Here is a 17,490-nt window from a genome sequence, read left to right as displayed (position 1 = left end):
TTATCAATTTGCGCCGGGGCCACAAAGCACCGCGGGCCGAACGCCGCGACAATTCACAAGGAATACCGCGGCTTTGGGTGCAAAAGGGCGGCTTTCCACCGGGTGGCGGCGCCCTATATCCGCAAATGCGCCGGCGATCGGGCTGTGGCCCGAAGGAAGCTGGGGGCAGCCGCTTTTCCGGCTTGACCGCGAACCGGGCTGCCGCAACAGTCGGCCATGGAGAATCTTGGTACATGGAAGATCTGATCGCAACCTATGGCGGGCGCCTGCTCGTCGCTGTCGCCGGCGTTGGCATTGCCCTTGTGTGCCTTGTCTTCGTCCTGCGGTTCATCCGCAACCGCGCGCCGGCACCGTTCCTGCGCGGCGGACGCAATCGCCAGCCGCGCCTGCAGGTGCTGGACGCCGCCGCCGTCGATGCCCGTCGCAGGCTGGTGCTGATCCGGCGCGACGACGTCGAACATCTCGTCATGATCGGCGGCCCGACCGATATCGTCATCGAGACGCGCATCCGCGCCAATGGCAGCATCGCCGCCGTCGTCGAGGATGAGGACGACCGCCGCCACGAAGACTATTATTCCGCAGCCGACGACGATTTCATCGCCGACGAGGAGGAAGACGAAGAGGATTATCGCCGCGACGACGAGCGGCCGGTGGTACCGGTTGTCCGGACCGCCGCCGTTTCCGTGCCGCCGGCCCGCCTTTCCACCACAGCCAATCCCGCTGCCGAATGGCGCAACCGCGCGGAAGTCGTCACCGAACCGGTCGTCGTCACGCCACCTCCGGTGGAGACGCGGCAGCGCTCGCTCGATCTCGATCGCCCGGTCGCCCGCGCCGAAGAGCCGGCGCCGGTGGTCAGCCGCCAGTCGCTCAGCCCGCTGGAAGCTGCACGGAGGAAATTGTTTCCCGCCGAACGGGAGAAAGCCGCAGCGCAGCCGGTGGCAACGCCGGTGCATAAAAACGTGCCGGCCGAGCGTTCGGTCGCAACGCCGGAACGGCAACAGACGCCAGCGGCCAACCGCGCCTCCGCGGCCAATATCAGCAATGAGATCGACGATTTCGAGCGTATGCTCGAAGCCGAAATGGCCGCCCGTCTCGAAGCCAATCGTGGCCCGGGCCAAACGCGCGATGCCGGCCAGACGCCGCGCCGGGTAACCGTGGTGCAGCCCGCCAACCGCCCGCAACAGCAGGCTGCGGCAAGTGACCGCGAACAGCGCTCCATGCAACAGGAAATGGCCCGCATCTTCGGTGACGACACCGCGCGACGCGACAAATAAGGACAGCGGAAAAGGAAGGCCGGGCGAGCAACGCCCCGCCCCTGCACAAGCTCCGGCATCCGGTGCCTATCCCGATAAAAAAAGCCGCAAGGAGGGTCATCCTTGCGGCTTAGTTTTTTTCCAAAAACCGGAAACGATTTGTTATTCGTCCCGGTAGACTTTTTCCCTGCGCTCGTGACGCTCCTGGGCTTCGATCGACAAGGTGGCAATCGGCCTGGCGTCAAGACGCTTGAGGCCGATGGGTTCGCCCGTTTCCTCGCAATAGCCGTAGGTCCCGTCGTCGATGCGCTGCAAGGCGGCATCGATCTTGGAAATGAGCTTGCGCTGGCGATCGCGGGCGCGAAGTTCGATGGCTCTGTCGGTTTCGGAAGAAGCCCTGTCGGCAAGATCAGGGTGGTTTGCACTCTCTTCGGCCAGATGGCCGAGGGTTTCACGTGCTTCCCGGAGGATGTCGTTTTTCCAGGCAACGAGCTTCGCACGGAAGTAAGCTTTTTGCTTGGAATTCATAAACTCATCGTCATCCGAGAGGACGTAGCTGCTAAGATCGATCTTCTCACTCAACGCGATTCTCCTGAAGAACATCTCAATGCCGGGTGTATATCCCATGACCGGACAAGGATTCAAGCCTCATGGTCAAGTGTTAAGCATTTTTAAATCTGTCACAAAATTCAGCTAAGAGGCTAATTTTTCAGCAGATTTATAGAATCGTGATTCTAGCCCGCCGGGCTTGCGCCAAGCCTGCGGCCCGTTTGCCGCCCGGTACGACCATGGCTCTGTTGACGGCAGCCGTTCCGAAAAGCTAGGTCATAGCCATGTCGATCCGAGCAGGAGCTTCGCGCATGTCACGCCTTTCGCCGCCGCCCTCCCGCATCTACCTGCTGCGCCACGCGAAATCCGCCTGGGCCTTGCCCGGACAGCGGGATTTCGATCGCCCCCTCGATGACACCGGTTTTGCGGAAGCCGAATACATCGCCGACACCGCCTCCGACCGCGGCTATCGCCCCGACCTGGTGATCTCCTCGACGGCGACCCGCTGCCGGCAGACCGCCGAGGCCATGCGCCGCGTCTTCGGCCCCGAACTGGAACTGCAATATGTCGATGCGCTCTATAATGGCACGCTCGACGCCTATATCGAGATCATGGATGCCCAGACGGCCTATCGCTCGGTGATGCTGGTCGGCCACAATCCGACGATGGAAGAAACCTTCGAGGCCCTGGTCGGCCGCGAGGTCGCCCGCCACCGGCTGCCCGAGGGATATCCGACCGCAGGCCTGGCAGTCCTCGACGATGCAGGGTCCGAGCCGCATTGGGCATTGCACGACATGCTCGCCCCGCGGTGAGACAAGTTCGAGGCGGCTCTTTTCCCGCAGCCGCCGACCGCCTATATCGCAGTCACGCATTTTGATCATGCTGCAGTCTCCTCAGTGCGTCATTGCCGATGCATGCCGCTGCAGAAGGGCACGCGCCACAGGGAAAGCCGAAACTTGCCGCCATCGCTCACATCTTTTACCGACGACGCGCTGATCGCCTTCGACAATCTCACCGATCGCGCCGCCAATCTGGTCAATCCGTCCATTCGCCTCGGCGTTACCGGCTTGTCGCGGTCCGGCAAGACGGTGTTCATTTCGTCGCTGGTGCACAATCTGCTGCATGGCGGCCGCCTGCCGTTGTTCGAACCGGTGCAGTCCGGCCGCGTTTCCGCCGTGCGCCTGGAACAGCAGCCGGATGACGCCATCCCGCGCTTCCAATACGAGGACCATGTCAAGGCTCTGGTGAAGGAGCGCCTCTGGCCGGATTCCACCCGCGCCATCTCCGAACTGCGCATCACGCTCGACTATCGCAGCGCCAGCGGCTGGAACCGGATGTTCTCTCCAGGTCGGCTGTCGATCGATATCGTCGATTATCCCGGCGAATGGCTGCTCGACCTGCCGCTGCTCGCCCAGGATTTCCGCAGTTTCAGCGACAACACAGCGACACTCGCCCGCAGCGGCATCCGCGCCGAGCTGTCCCGCCCCTGGCTGGAACTGGCATCAGGCATCGACATGGACGCCCCCGCCGACGAGATGGTGGCGCGCCAGCTTTCCACCGCCTTCGCCGACTACCTGCGCGCCTGCAAGGCCGACGAACGCTCGCTGTCGACGCTGCCGCCCGGCCGTTTCCTGATGCCGGGCGACCTTGACGGCTCGCCGGCCCTCACCTTCGCGCCGCTGCCGGACATGCCTGACGGCAAGGCGCCGCGCGGCTCGCTCCGGGCGATGATGGAGCGCCGCTACGAATCCTACAAAACGGTGGTGGTCAAACCCTTCTTCCGCGAACATTTCGCCCGCCTCGACCGGCAGATCGTGCTCGTCGATGCGCTGCAGGCGATCAATCGCGGCTCCGAAGCGGTGCTCGACCTCGAACGGGCGCTGGCCGACGTGCTGGCCTGCTTCCGCCCCGGGCACAACAGCTTCTTTTCTTCGCTCTACACGCGCCGCATCGACCGGGTCCTTGTGGCAGCGACCAAGGCCGATCACCTGCACCACGAAAGCCACGACCGGCTGGAAGCGATCACCCGCCGCCTCGTCGACCGGGCGATCCGCAGCATCGGCATGAGCGGCGCCGGCATCGACACGCTGGCGCTCGCTTCGGTGCGCGCCACCCGCGAGGCCACCGTCAACCGCGACGGCCACACGCTGCCGGTCATCGTCGGAACGCCGATGGCGGGAGAGACGATCAACGGCGAACAGTTCGACGGAAAACGGAAAACCGCCATATTTCCCGGCGACTTGCCGGAGGATCCGGATTCATTTTTTCAAGCGCTTGAATCGGATTCCGAGCAGCATCTGCCGGATCTCAACGTCGTCCGGTTTCGCCCGCCCGCGGTGGAGGAAAGCGGTGCCGGCATAAAACTGTCGGTACCGCACATCCGCCTCGACCGGGCGCTGCAATTCCTCTTCGGAGACCGTTTGGCATGAGACCGCCCGAGCCGAAAAAAACGGACAGGACGTCCGCCCGCAAGCCCGCCGCCTTCCGTATCGACGAAGACGAAGCGGAAACGCCGGCGGCCGCACCGCTGCCGCTGCGCCGCAGCCCGCAGAGTTTCGACGAGGCCGTCGTCATGACGCCGGACGAGTTCGACCCCTTCCTGTCGGAAAAGGCGCCGGACGAAGCCACCAGCCTCATCGTACCTGAACCGCACAAAAAACGGTTTTCGTTCGGCAAGCTTGCCGCCGGCGCCTTCGGTATCCTCCTGTCGCTGGCGCTCGGCCTGTGGACCGACCAGTTGATCCACGATCTCTTCAGCCGCGCCGACTGGCTCGGCTACACGGCGATCGGCGCCATCGCAATCGGCATCCTTGCCGTTCTTGCCCTGGCCGGACGGGAACTGGCCGGCCTCTTCCGCCTCGCCGCCGTGCAGTCGCTGAAAACGGACGCGGAGGCGGCAAGGCTCGCCGGCGGCCCCAAACCCGCACGCGCCGTTGTCGACCGGCTGCTGACACTCCTGTCGTCGCGGGCCGAAACGGCCAAGGGCCGCGCCACCCTGAAGGCAACGGAGGGCGAGATCATCGACGGCCCGCACCTGATCGATCTTGCCGAACGCGAACTGCTGGCGCCGCTGGACCGGCAGGCGCGCGCGCTCATCCTCGGCGCCTCGAAACGGGTCTCCGTCGTTACCGCCGTCAGTCCGCGCGCCATCGTCGACCTGCTTTACGTGCTGTTCGAGGCAGCGCGGCTGGTGCGCAACATGGCTGAACTCTACGGCGGTCGACCCGGCGCCCTCGGCATGGTCCGGCTTTTCCGTGACGTGCTCGCACACCTCGCCGTCACCGGTTCGATTGCCGTCGGCGACAGCTTGGTGCAACAGGTCCTCGGCCATGGCCTGGCGTCAAAACTCTCCGCCCGGCTTGGCGAAGGCGTCGTCAACGGGTTGATGACGGCGCGTATCGGCATCGCCGCGATGGATCTCTGCCGGCCGCTGGCCTTCCGGGCGCTGAAGCGTCCGGGCATCGGCGATTTCATCGGCGACCTCACTCCGAGCTTCACCGGCAACGGCAAGTAGACGCTCATATGGAAACGAATTCAGGCAGCTAGAACGATCTGCCCCGGCACATCCCTTGGCGGATATGCTTACCGGAAAGTGTTTTTTGGTGCGTTGCGAAACCAAGCATTAACCATTCTCGGGCAAAACTCCGGGTCAGAATCGGCTATTGCCTACCCAAGGAATGTCTCATGTATCCGCGCTGCATTTCTATTTTCTGCGCCGCCGCAGCGGTGCTTTCCCCCCTGGCCATTGGCTCCACGGCTGAAGCTGCCAAAAAGGACAAGGCTTTCTTCCAGTCCGTTGCCGGCAACTGGAAGGGTCCGGGCGAAATCGTCGCCGGAAAATACAAGGGCACGAAGTTCACCTGCGACCTGACGGGCGTCGCGCAGGAAGGCAACAAGGCCGGCGTCAAGCTCGACGGCACCTGCCGCGTCGGCGTCTTCAAGCAGCCGATGTCGGCAGTGATCACCGAAGCCGGCCGCTCCTACAAGGGCAAGTTCCTCGATGGCGGCGCCGGCAAGGGCCTCGACATCGTCTCCGGCGCCGTCAGCGGCGACAAGGTGGTGCTGGGCATCAACCGCTCGAAGCTGAACGGCGCGATGATCGCCCGCCTCGAAGACGATAACGCGATGAAGGTGACGATCTCGGTGAAGGTCGAGGACAAGATGATCCCGGTCATCGGCGTGACGCTGAACCGCCAGGTCGACGACATCAAGGTCGGCTCTATCGAATAAATTCCGTTTCACGGCAGATCGAAGGCGGGCGGAGACATCCGGCCCGCCTTTTGCGTTCAGCGGTGGCGCCACCAGTCGCGGTCTGCCTCGGCGACGGCGATGCCTGCGGTATCGGCCTCGGCAAGCCACGCGCCGACGCTGCGGCCGGAAACGATCATCTCGGCCGCGAAATCCGCCAGCGGCATCAGCACGAATCCACGGACCGTCATGCGCGGATGCGGCACTTCGAGTTTTTGCGAGCGCATTTCCAGCGTGCCGTAGGTCAGGACGTCGATGTCGATCGTCCGTGGCCCCCAGCGCTCGTCGCGCACGCGCTTCATCTCTCGCTCGATATCGAGGCAGAGATCGAGCAGATCCCCCGGCAGCAACGTCGTCTCGATGCCGGCGCAGGCGTTGAAGAAATCCGCCTGGTCAGTCTTGCCCCAGGGAGGCGTGCGATAGAGCCGCGACACCGCAACGATGCGGCAATGCTCCTCCGCATCGAGCCGGCGCAAGGCGCTCGCGATGGCATGCGGCGGGTCGCCGAGATTGCCGCCGAGGCCGAGCGTCGCGTAATGGCGCGGATGATCAGCAGGAATGCTCAACGGTCACCTGAACGTAGTCGAGGATGCCGGGCACCGGTGCCGCCGGCTTGCGCACGGTGATCTTGGTGCGGCGGACCTGGGCGAATTGCCGACAGATCGTCTTGGCGATCTCAAAGGCCAGTGCCTCGATGAGGTAGCGGCGCGTGCCGGTGACGATCTTCTCGACGACCTGGAACACCTCGCCGTAATGCACGGTGGATTCGATGTTGTCCGTCTCCAGCGCATCACCGGGCTCGACCTCCATCTCCACGTCGACGAAAAAGCGCTGGCCGAGGAATTCCTCCTGGTCGAAGACGCCATGGCGCGCGAAAAAGGCGCAGTTCTTCATCTCGATGACGTAGGTCTTGCTCATGCGCCGTGCTCCACTCCTGGCTTCTGCCTTGCGGCAAGCATAGCATCCGCCACCGCCAGCGCATCCCTGTTGATTGCGACATTATGGACGCGGAAAAGGGACGCCCCCATCAAACGCAGAATGGCCGTAGTCGCCGCCGTCGCCACGTCGCGGTCACGGGCATCGCGCCCCGTTGCCGTGCCGAGGAAACGCTTGCGGGACGTGCCGGCCAGCAATGGCAGGCCAAGGGAGGCAAGCTCCTCGAAACGCGCCATCAGCGCGAAATTTTCCTCCGCCGTCTCCTTGGCGAAACCGAAGCCGGGATCGAGCACGATATGTTCACGCGCAACGCCGGCGGCAGCGCAGATCGCCAGTGAGCGTTCGAGGAAAAACCTCTGGTCTTCGATGACGTCGTCGAGCTTCTGCCGCTCCCGACCGCTGTGCATCAGGCAAAGGCCGGCGCCGGTCTGCGCCGCGACGTCGGCAATCGCAGGTTCGCGTTGTGCCGCCCAGACGTCGTTGATGATGTGCGCGCCGGCTTCGATGGCCGCCCGTGCCGTCGCCGCCCGGTAGGTGTCGACGGAAATCAGGGCATCGCTCCGTTTTGCGATGGCATCGATCACCGGCAGAATGCGCGCCTTCTCGATGTCTTCGGTCACCGGCGCAGCGCCGGGCCGGGTCGATTCACCGCCGATATCGATAATCACGGCGCCGTCCTCGACACAGGCCAGCGCATGCTCGATAGCCCGCGCCGCCGTTTCGTGATCACCGCCGTCGGAGAAGGAATCGGGGGTGACGTTGACGATCGCCATCAGCCAGCCCTTGTCACCCAGTTCCAGGCTGCGGCCATGCGCCAGGCGCCAGATGCATTTGCCGATCGCTGTCACCGATAAACCATCCTTCCGCAAAAAAGACCGGGAAACACAAGAGCCCGTTGCCTTCGCCGCCGCTATGCCGCAAGCTAACGCCAGTTTCAACCCGGCAGACCAGATGAATGACCATAGCGCACAGATCCCTCGGTTTTATCGCAGCTTTGGCATTTTTTTCCGGTCTGGCAGGTCAGGCATGCGCTGAAACGATCATCAGCAAATCGGTGTCCTATTTCACCATCCGCGGCACCACAGCCGAGGAACTCGACCACGAACTCAATCGCCGCGGCCCGCTGACCAAAACCTCCGGCCTGCGCCACCCGGGCGCCACGCGCATCAAGTTCGGCGGCGCCGTTACCTATTTCGAAAAGGGCGGCCGCTGCCGGATCCAGGAAGCCAAGATCACGCTGTCGACGCAGCTCATCCTACCGCAGTGGAAGAACCGCAAGAAAGCCAAGCCCGGCCTGGCGATGATCTGGGAAACGCTCTCCGCCGACATCAAGCGGCATGAGGAGCGTCATGCCGAGATCGCCCGCAACCATGCCCGAGACATGGAGCGCAAGCTGATGCGGCTGGGACCGGAAAGAAGCTGCGAGGCGCTGCAGGCCCGCGTCGCCACTACTTCGAAAGCCGCTATCGATAGCCACGACCGCGACCAGGCCCGCTTCGACCGCATCGAAGCCGCCAATTTCGAAGATCGCATGATGCGGCTTTTGCGTCACCGCATGAAGGCGAAAACGCTGAATTAATTCCTCAACTTTTCTTGGAAGAGCCAGATATCCGGGTTTTGGGGCCGAAGCTTGCCCGAAACCTGTGATTACCCCTGTGAATAACCGATTATTTCTGGGCGTAGATATTGATCGGATTCTGGATTAATATTTTCATCAACTTAAAGAGTTCAAGCTTAAATGCCACGGGTTCTCCTGGCGCGTCCGATAGCCGCAGGTGTTTCCTCCCTCTCCTGCCGGTGATGCGCCCTCCTCGCCTCGCTTCTCGTACCACGAGAGCGAGGCTTTTTTTTGCGTAAACGCAAAATGGCCGGAAGCGCAGGCTGCCGGCAAAGAGCGGTTGGCTTACGCCTGCCGCTCCGGCACGTGCACGACGACCCCGTCGAGGGCGTCGGTCACCTTGATCTGACAAGAGAGCCGCGAGGTCGGGCGGACGTCATAGGCGAAATCGAGCATGTCCTCCTCCATCGGCTGTGGCGGGCCGACGACCGCGGTCCATGCGTCGTCGACGTAGACATGACAGGTGGCACAGGCACAGGCACCACCGCACTCGGCTTCGATCCCGGGGACCGAATTGCGCACGGCATTCTCCATCACGGTCGAGCCGTTTTCGGCGTCGAGGTCGAAACGAGTGCCGTCGAAGGCGACGATGGTAAGCTTGGTCATGATGATCGGAATCCGGTGAAAGACGATGTGGAAAGACGGTTTCTTCCACGAAATTCCCGGGTCAGTCAATCAGAAGGGAAGAATACCCCTGGCCGCACGCCCGAGAACGGACGACAGGGGCGCAGCGGCATCGCCGATACGCCCGAAGATCGTCTTAGCGGCAGAGCTTGAGAATGAAATTCTCGGCCTCGAGCACGGCTGCACCGACCGACGCCAGCACGGCGGCGTCATGGGGCGTTTCTTCCAGCCGTTCGGCGGCGGTCGATACCTGGAAGGCGCCAACGGCGCTGGCTGCGCCCTTGAGGCGATGAACGACCGCAAGCAGGCCGTCGCCTTCGACGCGGGAAATCTCCTGCAAGCAGTTGCGCGCCTGGCGCGCGAACATCTGCAAAACTTCCATTTCCAGCGTCTTGTCGCCCATCGTCTGATTCGCAAGATGGACCAGATCGATCGGCCGCGCCCGCGACGGGCAGGTTCCTCTGGAGTTGTCCGGGGCCTCGAATGCGATACTCACCGCTGCCATGTGCCAAATTTCCTTTAGTTTTGTTATTTTGGTAGGCCCATCGTGAGGCCGCGGCACTGCCATCGTGTTAAATTCGGGCACAATCAGGGCAGAATTCTTTCGACATGGTTAACGCCCATTAAACTCTCCTAAAATAAACGCTTTTCCCCTTCGTTTTGGTTTAAAAATTGTTAACAACGGCTTAGCCCCCTTTGTCGGAGCCGGATGCTTAATTGTATCAAAGTCATGAATGTGTCACTACGGTACTACTAGGTTTTGTAAGTTAGGCGTGAAGACACCTCAAGGCGTGGATAGCGGTTTCTTAAGATACCGCATGCTTGAAAAAGCAGATATCTGTCCTTGGCAAGGAAATGAATTCCGGGACGGCCGTCGGCATCGGCGGCTCGTTCTCAATACAGGCAAACCGACGACATTCCGGCGCCTTGGCGGCGCGCTGGAAGCAAAGTCCGAGGAAGCCGATGTGTAACGAGGCGTAATGGCATGGCGAACAACCGAAACAACGAGTCGATCGACGAAAAGGCCTACCAGGCGTTGGAAGACGCCCTGCAGATCAATTTTCGCGACGACAAGCCTGCGCCGCGTGGCAGATCCACCTCTGAGTCCCGGGAGGGTAAAGTGTCCGACAATCCCAAATCGCGTCCCCGGCCCGGCGCCGAACCCGGTCGCCGACCCGCTGAGGGCACGCGCCCCGAAGCTGCCCCGCGCGGCCAGACACCTGCCCCTGCCAACGACGCCAGCCGTCGCAGCCCGGCCGCCATCCTGAAATCCATCGACGGCGCCTCGACGCAATCGGCCATGCGCAGCGCGATCCTCGTGTCGCTGCTCTGGCTGCTCGGCGGCTTCGGCCTGGCGCAGATCCTCTATGCCCCGCAGATCTGGCAGATCCGCTCCTTCAGCGATTTCCTCGCCTTGCCCGGCGCTGCAGCGCTGCTGGTCGGCATCATCCTGCCGCTGATGCTGTTCTTCGCCTTCGCCGTGATGATCGCCCGCGCCCAGGACATGCGCAACGCCGCCCGTTCCATGGCCGAAGTGGCCTTGCGCCTCGCCGAGCCGGAAACCGCTGCCAGCGACCGCATCATGAGCGTCGGCCAGGCCGTGCGCCGCGAAGTCTCGGCCATGAACGAAGGCATCGAGCGCACCATCGCCCGCGCCGCCGAACTCGAAACCCTGGTGCATTCCGAGGTCAACGCGCTGGAGCGCAGCTATACTGATAATGAAATGCGCGTGCGCGGCCTCGTCCAGGAACTGGGCACGGAACGCGAGGCGATTGTCAACCACGTCGAGCGCATCCGCTCGACCATCGTCGGCGCCAACGAGCAACTAAAAGAAGAGATGTCGCTGGCGACGGAAGAGATCACCGTGCGCCTCGCCACCTCGGGCGAGGCTTTCGCGTCTCTGATCGACACCCGCGCTGCGCTGCTGATGGAAAAGTCCGACTCGGCCTCCGAGGCGATCGGCAGCATGCTGAGCAACCGCACCGAAACCCTGCTGCAGACGCTGAATTCCTCCGGATTCGCGCTGGCCAACGAGTTCGACACCCGCCTGGAAGAACTGTCGCACACGCTGAACGATCGCGGCAAGGAACTGCTGTCGCAGTTCGAAACCCGCGCCTCGACGCTCGACGCCAACACCGAGCGGCTCAACGCGGCACTGAATGAACGCGCCCACCAGCTGAACGAAACGCTGATTTCGCGTACCCGTGAAATCAACGAAAGCCTGACCGGCGGCCACAGCACCATCGCCGGAACGCTGGACGACGTGCTCAGCAAGCTCAATTCGACGCTGGACGAAAAGGGCGCAAGCTTCCGCCAGAGCCTGCAGTCGAGCGCCGACGACACCATCATGGACCTCGACCTGCGCTCGGGCTTCTTCGAGGAGCGCATGCAGTCGACCGTCAACCAGCTGTCGACCATCTTCGACGAGCGGGTCTCGGAATTCGCCGAAGCCTTCGAACAGCGCGTCGGCACGCTCGACAGCAAGCTGATGGAAAGCCTGACGCGGATCAACGAGACGCTTTCGGGCGGTTCGGAATCGATCGACGGCATCCTCAATTCCAGCATCGAACGCATCGGCGCGACGCTGAACGACCAGTCCTTCGCGCTTGCCACGGCACTCAGCGCCGGCCAGGACGTCCTGGAAAGCAGCATCGACGCCAAGGTGCAGGACATCGCCGACCGCATGCATTCCCGCTCCGGCGAGATCACCCAGGTCCTGTCGCAGACCACCGGCGAAATCACCGCGGCCCTCGGCGAGAAGACCGCCGAAATGGCTGCCGTGCTCGGCGCCCGGACCGACGAGTTCACCTCGACACTCGACAGCCGCAGCAGCGAGATCACCGGCGCGATCAGCCGGAAGACGACGGAACTCTCGACGCTGCTGAGCGAAACCGCCTCCAACCTGTCGAGCGAACTCGACATGCGGTCGATGGAGCTCACCGCGACGCTCGGCGCCCGCGCCGAAGAAATCACGGCAGCGCTTGGCAGCGGCACCGAAGAAATGAGCACGGCCCTCAACAGCCGCATGCAGGAAATGACGTCGGCGCTGTCGGCTCGCACCGGCGAGATCACCTCGTCGCTCGACACCCGCACCACGGAAATCACCCAGGCGCTCGGCAACGCCCAGCAGCGCATCGACAGCGTCATGAGCGAGCATGGCAGCAGCCTGATCGGCAACCTGGAAAGCAGCCAGGCGCGTCTCGCCGATGCGCTGGCCAGCCGCTCGGAAGCCATCATCGCCTCCGTTTCGGAAAACCACGACCGCCTTGCCGCAACGCTGGACGAACGCGCCTCGGCCATCGCCGGCGTGTTCGAAAGCCGCACCGACGCCATGGCGTCGCGTGTTGCCGAAAGCGAGCAGCGCCTTGCCGCAGCCCTCGACGAACGGGCAGCGACCATTGCCGGCTCGCTGGAGCATGGTCATTCGCGCATTGCCGGTTCGCTGGCAGAAGGCCAGATCCGTCTCGACCACGTGCTCGACGAGAAGGCATCCGCGGTTGCCGCATCGATCGGCCAGGGCGAACAGCGCATCACCGACGCGCTGGCAGCCGGCCAGATCCGCATCGACGCGGCACTCGACGATCGCACCAGCACCTTCCTCAACTCGGTATCCAACAGCCAGCAGCGCCTGACCAATGCGCTCGACGAGCGCACCGACCTGATCTCCGGCATGCTGCAGCGTGGCGAGGAGCGGATCAGCAACTCGCTCTCCGATGGCCAGTTCAACCTGGACATGATGCTGGAAACGCGGGTTTCCGCGGCGGTCGAAGCGCTTGGCGATGCGGAAAACCGCGTGACCAGCTCCTTCGGCACCCAGACCGAAGCGATCCGTGCCGCCTACGAGACCAACCAGCAGAAGCTCGAGGAAACGCTCCTCAGCCAGACCGGCACCCTCTCCTCGCTGCTCGACAACAGCCGCCAGGGCGTCGAAGCCGTCGTCGGCGCATCGGTGGCGCGTGTCGAAAGCGTGCTGTCGGCAAGCGCCCAGCAATTCGATGCGACCCTGTCCGGCGGCCTCACCCAGATCGAAACCGCACTCGGCGGTACGCATGAGCAGATCCGCGCGACGCTCGACGAGCGCGGCACGGCCATCGCCGCCAGCCTCAAGGATGCACGCGACACACTGGAAAATACGCTGACGGAGCAGGCAACCTCGATCGGCACCACGATCGCCACCAGCGCCAGCATGCTGGAAATGACGCTGGAAGACCACGAAGCGGCCATGCGCCAGTCGATCGACGGCAGCGCCCGCAACCTCGAGGAACGCCTGCGCGAAAGCACCAGCCACCTTTCCAGCGGCCTGCAGGAAACCGCCGACGGCATTTCCCGCGTCACGGAAGACATGGCGAGCCGCATCGAGCGTTCGGCCGATAGCCTCGTCGGCCGCGTCGCCGAAAGCGGCAGCCGCATCGAAACCAGCTTCTCGCTGCTCGACGGCCAGATCCGCGACGGCACGACCGCCATCAGCGAACGCGTCGGCACTGCCGGCCGTGCGATGAGCGAATCGCTGTCCAACCAGATGTACGCGCTGCAGCAGGCCAGCAGCGAGGCGGCAGAGCGCATCAACACCACGCTCAGCAGCGGCACGGCACAGCTTGCGGAAACCTTCGAGGCCCGAACCTCCGCCCTCGCCGAAACCGTCGATACCCGCACCGCAACGATTGCCGAAACGATCGACAGCCGCAACGCCGCGCTCATCGACACCTTCGACACCCGCACGGCCCGCATCGACGAACGCCTGACCACCATGGACCGGGCGCTCAACGTCGGCCTCGAAAACGTCAACCGCACGATCGAGGAGAAGGCTGCCGGCCTCGCCTCCACCCTGCGCCATGCCGTTTCCGACGCCACCCAGGGCCTCGATGCCGAAGCGATGCGCACCGCCGATATCCTGTCGCGCGCCGGCTCGCAGTTCGTCGAGCAGATCGACACGCGCAACGCCGAGTTCACCCAGTCGGTCGAGGAGCGTTCCGAACGCATCGTCAACCGCGTCACCGAAACCCAGAACCGGCTGGCCGCCCAGGCCGCTGCCGTGGCGCAGACCTTCTCCGCTGCCGGCAATGCCATCGTCAACAAGGTCGCCGAAGCCGAAGGCCTCGTCGGCAACCAGGTCAATGCCATCTCGCAGGCGTTGGCGAATGCCGAATCGGCACTCGATGCCCGTGGCGCCTCCATCCGCGGCGCGCTGCAGGAAAGCTCGGAAAGCATCGCCCACGCAATGACCGAAGCCGAACGCCTGCTCTCGGCCCGCGGCGCCTCGATCCGCTCGACGCTCGGCAGCAGCGCGACGGAATTGAGCGACACGCTTGCCGAAGCGGAAAAGGCATTCGAAGCCCGCGGCACCGCGGTACGCGAAACCTTCGAAAACACGACGACCCAGCTGGCCCAGACGCTGAGCGACGCCGAGCAGGCGCTCGCCGCCCGCGGCACCTCGATCCGCTCGACGCTGCACGGCAGCACCGAGGAGATCGCTTCGACGCTTTCCGCCGTCGACCGGGCGCTGGAAGCCCGCAGCGATGCGATCCGCGTCAGCCTCGACCAGCGCGCCCGCGAAATCGAAGCCTCGCTCTCCGACGTCGACAAGGCGCTGGAAGCCCGCGGCGCCTCGATCCACAGCGCAATCGACGACCGCACCCGCGAGCTGAACTCGATGCTCTCCGGCCGCTCTGCCGAACTGGCACGCCTGATCGACGAGAAGGCCCGGCCGATGCTCGACGATTATGCCGCCATCGGCCGTACCGCCGCCGAGCAGATCACCGCTGCGACCCAGACCAGCGCCGACCGCCTGCGCGCCGAAAACGCCGCCCTCATCAACGCCATCACGGCGCGGGCGGACAATGCCGCAAACCAGCTCTCGACCCTGGAAAACAGCCTGACGCAAAACGTCAACAGCCTGATCGACCAGCTGGCGCAGAGCAATTCCGGCATCGCCTCCGTGGTCAGCCGCGCCAGCGAAGACCTGCGCAGCGTCAACGACAGCCTGGAATCCGTTACCACCCGCTTCGCCGAATCGGCAGAAAAGGCCGCCGATCGCGTCTCGACCTCCACCCGCTTCCTCGAAGGCAAGGTGGAAAAGCTGTCGAGCATCTCCGGCGATACGCTTTCGCAGGTCTCGTCCATCGTTGCCCGCTTCAGCGACCACTCCAAGGTGCTCGGCCAGGCCTCCGACCTGCTGTCGGCCGCCCAGTCGAACCTCGTCAGCACGCTGGAAGAGCGCGAAGAAGCCCTGCGCACGCTGGCCATTGGCCTCGTCAAGCGGTCGGATGAGATCGAGACATCGATGCGTTCGCTGTCCGACATGGTGGAAACCGCCTTCGACCGGGCCGAGCAGCGCTCGAACCTGGTTGCCGGCAATCTGCGCCAGGGTATCCAGACCTCCTTCGCCGAAGTCGGCCGGGTTCTCTCCGACGCCGAACAGCGTGCCGAAGCGGCCGCAGACAGCCTGCGCGACACCTTCGTCAAGGCGACGCAGGATGTTCGCGCCACGCTCGACGGTTCCTTCGGCGAGGCGGAAAAGCGTTCCGGCGAATTTGCCGGCCGCGTCCGCAGCGGCATGACCTCTTCGCTTTCGGATATCGACAAGATGCTGTCCGAAACCGGCAAGAAGTCCGACGAAGCCGCCGAACAGATGCGCGAAACCCTGCGCCAGAGTGTCGAGGAAGCCGTCAACCGCTTTGCCGGCGCCACCGACGAGATCCGCCGCTCGGCACACGAGATCCGCAAGGAACTCGACGTTACCCGCGGCGAGCTCAAGAAGGGTGCCTTCGACCTGCCGGAAGAAGCCCGCGAAAGCGCTGCCGCCATGCGCCGCGCCGTCTCGGAGCAGATCAAGGCGCTGCAGGACATCTCGCAGATCGTCGGCCGTTCGTCGCGCAATCTCGAAGTGTCTGAGCCTGCCATGCGCGCCATGGCGGAAACGCAGCCGGTCCAGCGTCCGCAACCTTCCATTGCCCAGACCCCGGCACAGCCGGCCGCACGGCCAATGGAGCCGCTCGGCCTGCGTGGTAGCCTGGCGACCGATCGCCCGGTCACGGCAACTGCCCGCCCCGTGGAAACGGCCCGCCGCGAAGAAAGCGGCGGCTGGATCAGCGACCTGCTGCGGGGCGCCTCGCGCGAAGAGGCTGATGTCCAGCCGCAGCGCGCGCAACAGCCCGTACGCCAGCAGCCGGAAGGGGCAGCACCGCGCAATGGCGACAGCCGCAACCCGCGCCATGTGGTGGAATCGCTGAATTCGCTTTCGGTGGATATCGCCCGCGCCATCGACCATGACGCTTCGGTCGACCTGTGGCGGCGCTACCAGCGCGGCGAGCGCGACGTCTTCACCCGTCGCCTCTACACGCTGAAGGGCCAGCAGACGTTTGACGAGATCAAGCGCAAATACGAGCGGGAGCCGGAATTCCGCACCGCCGTCGACCGCTACATCGCCGATTTCGAAAAGCTGCTCTCGGACGTCGCCCGCACCGACCGCGACAAGACGGTGACGCAATCGTACCTGACCTCCGATACCGGCAAGGTCTACACGATGCTCGCCCACGCCGCCGGCCGCTTCAACTAAGCCGCCAAAAGGCCCGAATGCCGATCCCGGCCCGCTTCACCGCGGCGCCGGGATTTTTTTATGCATGACCGTGCGAACCACAAGCGTCCCGCCAGGACCCGAGGGGTCCGCGCCGTCGCACTCCATTGAACTTTCTTCGAATTTTCCAGATCTTGCAGAAACGGCGCCAAAAGGACGCGAAAAATCCCGCCGATCGCACGCACAACTCCCTTTGTACAACGAGTTTCGGTGGTTAAAAGGAGGGCAGTCACCTGCCGTAGGCAGGTGTGGATTGAAACCAACAAGATGCCGTAGAGCTTCCGCTACATCAGCGTCACCTGCCGTAGGCAGGTGTGGATTGAAACAGCAGCGCGTCGAAATCGACGTCCTTGCCCTTGGGTCACCTGCCGTAGGCAGGTGTGGATTGAAACCGGCTCCAGGTTGCCGATGATATCCAGCATGGCGCGTCACCTGCCGTAGGCAGGTGTGGATTGAAACACCTCCGATTGCGGAGGAATCATCCTCGTGACCGTCACCTGCCGTAGGCAGGTGTGGATTGAAACGAGTTCGGCGGTCGAGATGGAGGAGAGGTTGGTCGTCACCTGCCGTAGGCAGGTGTGGATTGAAACCAAGACAAGCCACTGTCGTCGCGAAAGACCAAGCGTCACCTGCCGTAGGCAGGTGTGGATTGAAACCTGCGGCTGGAGCGGCCGGCTCTTCCGCTTCGG

The 17,490-nt window shown here is 63.7% G+C and carries 14 protein-coding genes and 1 CRISPR repeat array; of the genes, 8 read left to right on the top strand and 6 right to left on the bottom strand.

Features of this window, described 5'->3' with window-relative positions; translation table 11 throughout:
- Nucleotides 1–233: 233 nt before the first annotated feature.
- The gene (locus tag ACSQ3I_RS23815; protein ID WP_436003066.1) at nt 234–1,274 is read left to right on the top strand and encodes a flagellar biosynthetic protein FliO; all 1,041 of its coding nucleotides are present in this window, start codon (nt 234–236) and stop codon (nt 1,272–1,274) included.
- A gap of 141 nt (nt 1,275–1,415) precedes the next feature.
- On the opposite strand, the gene dksA is transcribed toward ACSQ3I_RS23815, so the two are convergent.
- Nucleotides 1,416–1,835 carry an RNA polymerase-binding protein DksA gene (gene dksA / locus ACSQ3I_RS23810; RefSeq protein WP_109457958.1) on the bottom strand — a complete coding sequence of 140 codons (420 nt, stop codon included), beginning with the start codon at nt 1,833–1,835 and terminating at the stop codon, nt 1,416–1,418.
- Between the two features lie 278 nt (nt 1,836–2,113).
- Between dksA and ACSQ3I_RS23805 the strand changes: the two genes are divergently transcribed.
- The 4 genes from ACSQ3I_RS23805 (at nt 2,114) to ACSQ3I_RS23790 (ending at nt 6,032) form a co-directional block, all read left to right on the top strand.
- Nucleotides 2,114–2,614 (top strand): SixA phosphatase family protein, encoded by a 501-nt coding sequence (locus tag ACSQ3I_RS23805; RefSeq protein WP_436003064.1) that lies wholly within the window; start codon nt 2,114–2,116, stop codon nt 2,612–2,614.
- A gap of 144 nt (nt 2,615–2,758) precedes the next feature.
- Nucleotides 2,759–4,231 (top strand): YcjX family protein, encoded by a 1,473-nt coding sequence (locus ACSQ3I_RS23800; protein ID WP_436003062.1) that lies wholly within the window; start codon nt 2,759–2,761, stop codon nt 4,229–4,231.
- The gene (locus tag ACSQ3I_RS23795) at nt 4,228–5,316 is read left to right on the top strand and encodes a YcjF family protein (protein ID WP_436003060.1); all 1,089 of its coding nucleotides are present in this window, start codon (nt 4,228–4,230) and stop codon (nt 5,314–5,316) included. The genes ACSQ3I_RS23800 and ACSQ3I_RS23795 overlap by 4 nt, the downstream gene beginning before the upstream one ends.
- Nucleotides 5,317–5,486: 170 nt before the next feature.
- Entirely contained in the window at nt 5,487–6,032 is a 546-nt protein-coding gene (locus ACSQ3I_RS23790) for a hypothetical protein (RefSeq protein ID WP_436003058.1), read from the top strand.
- 56 nt (nt 6,033–6,088) lie between these two features.
- On the opposite strand, the gene folK is transcribed toward ACSQ3I_RS23790, so the two are convergent.
- From folK to folP, 3 genes are read right to left on the bottom strand one after another with little or no spacing between them, the layout of a single operon-like run.
- Nucleotides 6,089–6,616 carry a 2-amino-4-hydroxy-6-hydroxymethyldihydropteridine diphosphokinase gene (gene folK / locus ACSQ3I_RS23785; protein ID WP_436003056.1) on the bottom strand — a complete coding sequence of 176 codons (528 nt, stop codon included), beginning with the start codon at nt 6,614–6,616 and terminating at the stop codon, nt 6,089–6,091.
- The gene (folB, locus tag ACSQ3I_RS23780; RefSeq protein ID WP_436003054.1) at nt 6,600–6,968 is read right to left on the bottom strand and encodes a dihydroneopterin aldolase; all 369 of its coding nucleotides are present in this window, start codon (nt 6,966–6,968) and stop codon (nt 6,600–6,602) included. Before folB ends, folK begins: the two co-directional genes overlap by 17 nt.
- A complete protein-coding gene (folP, locus tag ACSQ3I_RS23775) occupies nt 6,965–7,834 on the bottom strand; it encodes a dihydropteroate synthase (RefSeq protein ID WP_436003052.1) in 870 nt (289 codons plus the stop codon). The genes folB and folP overlap by 4 nt, the downstream gene beginning before the upstream one ends.
- A 107-nt stretch (nt 7,835–7,941) precedes the next feature.
- Between folP and ACSQ3I_RS23770 the strand changes: the two genes are divergently transcribed.
- Nucleotides 7,942–8,565, top strand: a complete 624-nt coding sequence (locus tag ACSQ3I_RS23770) for a DUF922 domain-containing Zn-dependent protease (protein WP_436003050.1) — start codon at nt 7,942–7,944, stop codon at nt 8,563–8,565.
- Between the two features lie 324 nt (nt 8,566–8,889).
- Here ACSQ3I_RS23770 and ACSQ3I_RS23765 read toward each other — a convergent pair whose 3' ends face one another.
- The gene (locus ACSQ3I_RS23765; protein WP_109457965.1) at nt 8,890–9,210 is read right to left on the bottom strand and encodes a 2Fe-2S iron-sulfur cluster-binding protein; all 321 of its coding nucleotides are present in this window, start codon (nt 9,208–9,210) and stop codon (nt 8,890–8,892) included.
- A gap of 154 nt (nt 9,211–9,364) precedes the next feature.
- Nucleotides 9,365–9,733 (bottom strand): Hpt domain-containing protein, encoded by a 369-nt coding sequence (locus ACSQ3I_RS23760; RefSeq protein ID WP_436003047.1) that lies wholly within the window; start codon nt 9,731–9,733, stop codon nt 9,365–9,367.
- 313 nt (nt 9,734–10,046) lie between these two features.
- On the opposite strand from ACSQ3I_RS23760, the gene ACSQ3I_RS23755 reads away from it, so the two are divergent.
- Together ACSQ3I_RS23755 and ACSQ3I_RS23750 are read left to right on the top strand one after the other, a co-directional pair.
- Nucleotides 10,047–10,199 carry a hypothetical protein gene (locus ACSQ3I_RS23755; protein ID WP_436003045.1) on the top strand — a complete coding sequence of 51 codons (153 nt, stop codon included), beginning with the start codon at nt 10,047–10,049 and terminating at the stop codon, nt 10,197–10,199.
- A gap of 14 nt (nt 10,200–10,213) precedes the next feature.
- A complete protein-coding gene (locus ACSQ3I_RS23750; protein WP_436003043.1) occupies nt 10,214–16,783 on the top strand; it encodes a hypothetical protein in 6,570 nt (2,189 codons plus the stop codon).
- A 246-nt stretch (nt 16,784–17,029) separates the two neighbouring features.
- A CRISPR array of direct repeats spans nt 17,030–17,457; the repeat unit is 32 nt; unit sequence GTCACCTGCCGTAGGCAGGTGTGGATTGAAAC.
- Nucleotides 17,458–17,490 lie beyond the last annotated feature (33 nt).

It is taken from the genome of Rhizobium sp. LjRoot30, assembly GCF_964253915.1.
GTDB lineage: Bacteria > Pseudomonadota > Alphaproteobacteria > Rhizobiales > Rhizobiaceae > Metarhizobium.
The sequence above is the reverse complement of the archived record's forward strand: the minus strand, read 5'-3'. Positions and strand labels throughout refer to the sequence as shown.

What these genes read in the sequence shown, in the direction of transcription:
- ACSQ3I_RS23815 (WP_436003066.1), top strand. Translation starts at nt 234, where the DNA reads ATGGAAGATCTGATCGCAACCTATGGCGGGCGCCTGCTCGTCGCTGTC.
- ACSQ3I_RS23805 (WP_436003064.1), top strand. Translation starts at nt 2,114, where the DNA reads ATGTCACGCCTTTCGCCGCCGCCCTCCCGCATCTACCTGCTGCGCCAC.
- ACSQ3I_RS23795 (WP_436003060.1), top strand. Translation starts at nt 4,228, where the DNA reads ATGAGACCGCCCGAGCCGAAAAAAACGGACAGGACGTCCGCCCGCAAG.
- ACSQ3I_RS23790 (WP_436003058.1), top strand. Translation starts at nt 5,487, where the DNA reads ATGTATCCGCGCTGCATTTCTATTTTCTGCGCCGCCGCAGCGGTGCTT.
- folB (WP_436003054.1), bottom strand. Translation starts at nt 6,968, where the DNA reads ATGAGCAAGACCTACGTCATCGAGATGAAGAACTGCGCCTTTTTCGCG.
- ACSQ3I_RS23770 (WP_436003050.1), top strand. Translation starts at nt 7,942, where the DNA reads ATGACCATAGCGCACAGATCCCTCGGTTTTATCGCAGCTTTGGCATTT.
- ACSQ3I_RS23765 (WP_109457965.1), bottom strand. Translation starts at nt 9,210, where the DNA reads ATGACCAAGCTTACCATCGTCGCCTTCGACGGCACTCGTTTCGACCTC.
- ACSQ3I_RS23760 (WP_436003047.1), bottom strand. Translation starts at nt 9,733, where the DNA reads ATGGCAGCGGTGAGTATCGCATTCGAGGCCCCGGACAACTCCAGAGGA.
- ACSQ3I_RS23755 (WP_436003045.1), top strand. Translation starts at nt 10,047, where the DNA reads ATGCTTGAAAAAGCAGATATCTGTCCTTGGCAAGGAAATGAATTCCGG.
- ACSQ3I_RS23750 (WP_436003043.1), top strand. Translation starts at nt 10,214, where the DNA reads ATGGCGAACAACCGAAACAACGAGTCGATCGACGAAAAGGCCTACCAG.